A 3,648-nucleotide genomic window follows, 5' to 3' on the forward strand; every position below is an offset into this window, starting at 1 on the left:
CCTGCAGAAACGCGCAGCGCGCTTCGTGGGTCGCTGAGCAGCGGCGACCGCCAATAGGCCATGCCGCGCGTCGATCACGAGGCTGTGCAGCGTGGCCATTCCCTCTGCACTTTTCGGCCATTGAATTAAATATTTAAACGTCGTTGCAAATGAGGAATTCACGCCCCCGGTCGCGCTATCGGGCGCCGGGTTTGAACCAACTATTCATGGAAGAACGAAATGACGCAACGTGAAGTCGTAGTAACCGCCCTGGCCAGGACCGCGATCGGCAGCTTCGGCGGCTCCCTCAAGGAGGTACCCCCGGCGCGCCTGGCGACCCTGGTGCTGCAGGCAACGCTGGAGCGCTCTGGCGTAGCGCCGGCCGAGGTCGGCCATGTGGTGATGGGCACGGTCATCCCGACCGAGCCGCGTGATGCTTACCTGAGCCGGATCGCGTCGATCGATGCCGGGATTCCCCAGGAAACGCCGGCCTATAACGTCAATCGACTGTGCGGCTCGGGCTTGCAGGCCATCGTCTCGGCAGCGCAGTCGGTGCTGCTAGGGGATGTGGACGTGGCAATCGGTGCCGGCGCCGAATCCATGAGCCGGGGCGCTTACCTGATGCCGGCTGCGCGCTGGGGTACACGGATGGGCGACAGCACGCTGCTCGACTTCGCGACAGGCGTGCTGCACGATCCATGGGCCGGCAACCACATGGGTGTCACTGCGGAAAACGTAGCCGCCCGCCACGGCATCACGCGCGAAATGCAGGATGCGCTTGCGCTCGAGAGCCAGCGCCGCGCTGCACAAGCCATCGCAGCCGGTCATTTCCGTTCACAGATCGTGCCGGTGGAGATCAGGAACGGCAAGACCAGCGTATTGTTCGATACCGACGAGCACCCGCGCGCGGTGACGGCCGAGGCGCTGGCCAAGATGAAAGCCGTGTTCCAGAAGGATGGCACGGTGACCGTCGGCAACGCATCGGGTATCAACGATGGCGCAGCTGCCGTCATGCTGGCCGAAGCCGGGCACGCGCGGGCGCTGGGCCTGACGCCGCTGGCCCGCCTGGTGTCCTATGCCCATGCCGGTGTAGAACCTCAGTACATGGGGATGGGACCGGTACCGGCGACCCGCCTGGCGCTCAAGAAAGCAGGCCTGCGCATCGCCGATATTGACGTGATCGAGTCCAACGAGGCGTTTGCCGCCCAGGCCTGCGCGGTCGCGCGCGAACTCGACTTCGATCCCGCCAGGGTCAACCCGAACGGCTCCGGTATTTCGCTCGGCCATCCGATCGGTGCCACCGGCGCCATTCTCGTCGTCAAGGCGATCAGCGAACTGCAGCGCACCGATGGGCGCTACGCACTGGTGACCATGTGCATCGGTGGCGGGCAGGGCATCGCCGCGATCTTCGAACGCACTTAGGCGGGAACAGCGGCCGGTGGACCCGGCCTGCGGCGCAGCACTGGCGGCCGACGTCGCCGAGTTGAATTGACGGGGCGTCAGTCGACGATCCCGGCCAGCCTTTGTACGACGATGGCGCGCGCCTGCGCGACGATGCGTTCGATCGCTTCCGCGCAACTCGGCACGTCGTGGATGAGTCCCACCGCCATACCGGCCGCGAAGGCGCCGCCGTCCGGGTCGGCAGCCTGCGCCGCCTCGACCCAGCGCCGGCTGCCCGCCAGGTCCAGCAAGGCGTCGTGCGAAATGTCGCCGCTGGCCTCGTGCGCCAGGATCCGGTCGGTCAGGGCGTTGCGCAGGACCCGAGTGCTGTCCCCGAGCGACTTGCAGACCAGGGCAGTGTCGCGCTCGCTGGCCTCCAGGTAACGCTGCTTGATGGTTTCGGGCATGGGCGACTCTCTGGTGAGCAGGAAGCGCGTGCCCAGGCTGACGCCTTCGGCGCCCAGCGCCAGCGCCGCCACGAAGCCGCGGCCGTCGGCGATGCCACCCGACGCTACCACGGGGATACGCAATTTATCGACGGCGGCGGGAATGAGCACCATGCTCGGCACGTATCCTCGCCGGGGTGCCCGGCCGCCTCCAAGCCGGTAATGCTGACCGCGTCGGCCCCGAGCTGCTCGGCTTTCTGCGCGAACTTTACCGCTGTACACTTGTGCAGCACCGTGATGCCGGCGTCCTTGAACGCCTTGATGAAACGCGCAGGGTTGCCGCCGGCGGTTTCGACGAAGCGCACGCCGGACGCGATGATCGCCGCGGCGTAGTCGTCGGGTCTGACGTCGAGGTTGGGCAGGATGGTGAGATTGACCCCGAACGGCTTGTCGGTCAGGCTGCGCGTACGCGCAATCTCCTCCTGAAGGGCCGCGGCTGACGGCATGCTGTGCGCGGACAGGAAGCCGATGCCTCCCGCATTGCCTACCGCCGCCACCAGCTCGGCACGCGCCAGATAGCGCATGCCCCCCTGGATCAGGGGATAGCGGATGCCGAACAGTTCAGCGATCCTGGTGTCGAACATGATGTTCCTTATTGGAAAATGGGTTGGTTCAGACGTCGATCATGCCGCGCACGTACGACTCGATGGTGCCGGCGCAGGACAGCTTGTCTTCGCCTTCCTCGAGATCGGCGTAGCGTGCCACGCTGCGAATGAGCGGACCCTGCAGGCCATCGCGCTGGCCCTCGGGCGAAAAGTCGATGCGGACCTTGTCGCCGGTGATGACGCCTCCCCAGTAGCCTTCGGCCAGCAGGTCGAAGAACGCGAAGCGACCCTCGACGCTGCCGCCGGCTGCGCCCGGGTTGAGCAGCACCTCGCCGCTCTTGTCGAGCAGGAGCGGCACGATCCAGGGACAGATCGCATAGGCCTGTGCCTTGTGCGACCAGGGACCGGCGCCGATCATTTCCGACATGCCGTAGCTGTTCTGCACGTTCTCGGCGGGGATGCCGTAGAAGCGCTGGACCTGCTCGCGGTAGTCGGCCGGGACACTCGTGCCCTTGAGCCCGCCGCCGCCGGTGATCACGGTGTCCGGATGGCAGATGCCGTCACTGATGCCACGCCGGCGCGCCTGCTCGAGCAGCATCCAGTGGGTTGGCCAGTTACCTTGGATGATCACCGGGCGCTCGCGTTCGGCCATCAATTTGTCGAGGAAGGCGTCGATCTCGCCGACCATGCGCCGTTGGCGTTCCCCGGCATCGGCCTGGAAGGCCGCGATTTCGCTGGGCTGGGCGCTGCCGTCGGCCATCGCACGGCGCATCTTTCCCATGCGGATGGCGTCGCCGGCGGTGGACGGCTGGGTGAACATGAAATGCGTTTGCGAGCCGAGCACCTTGGCTGCCCTGATCACCGCCTCGACGTGGCGGTGGGCGCCCTTGGGGGGCATCATCATGAACAGCGGACGCGGGGGCAGGCCCGGATGGATCGCGCGCGCCAGCTTCACGCACGAGGTAACGACGTGATCCAGGTCGGTCTCGGTCTGGCTGACGAAGCTGTTCTTGCCTGAGGTGCCGCTATCGATGGGCGCGGGGATGTCATCGGCATGAAAAGGGGTACCCGGCCCGGTCTGCTCGCCATTGACCTTGATTGAACTGATAAAGACGAAGCGTCGTACTCCCGCCTGTTGCGCCTGGCGCGCCAGCGCCAAGGTGCCTTCGACGTTGACGCGCCGGAATTCGGCCAAGGGATCGCTGGCCGTCTCGCTCATGACATGACCCGGCAGCGCA

At 66.2% G+C, this 3,648-nt stretch carries 1 protein-coding gene and 2 pseudogenes; 1 reads left to right on the forward strand and 2 read right to left on the reverse strand.

Annotated features, from left to right (window positions below):
* Positions 1-219: 219 nt before the first annotated feature.
* Complete coding sequence (gene bktB, locus I5W_RS13065) at positions 220-1,401, forward strand: beta-ketothiolase BktB (protein ID WP_044529554.1); 1,182 nt, start codon at positions 220-222, stop codon at positions 1,399-1,401.
* A gap of 77 nt (positions 1,402-1,478) precedes the next feature.
* On the opposite strand, the pseudogene I5W_RS13070 reads toward bktB, so the two are convergent.
* Both I5W_RS13070 and I5W_RS29785 read right to left on the reverse strand, forming a co-directional pair.
* A pseudogene (locus tag I5W_RS13070) lies at positions 1,479-2,449 on the reverse strand (NAD(P)H-dependent flavin oxidoreductase).
* A gap of 988 nt (positions 2,450-3,437) precedes the next feature.
* Positions 3,438-3,648: pseudogene (locus tag I5W_RS29785) on the reverse strand (NAD-dependent epimerase/dehydratase family protein); the annotation flags it as partial.

Origin of the sequence: Herbaspirillum sp. B65 (genome assembly GCF_000333555.1) — a bacterium.
Taxonomy (GTDB): Bacteria; Pseudomonadota; Gammaproteobacteria; order Burkholderiales; family Burkholderiaceae_D; genus Herbaspirillum; species Herbaspirillum rubrisubalbicans.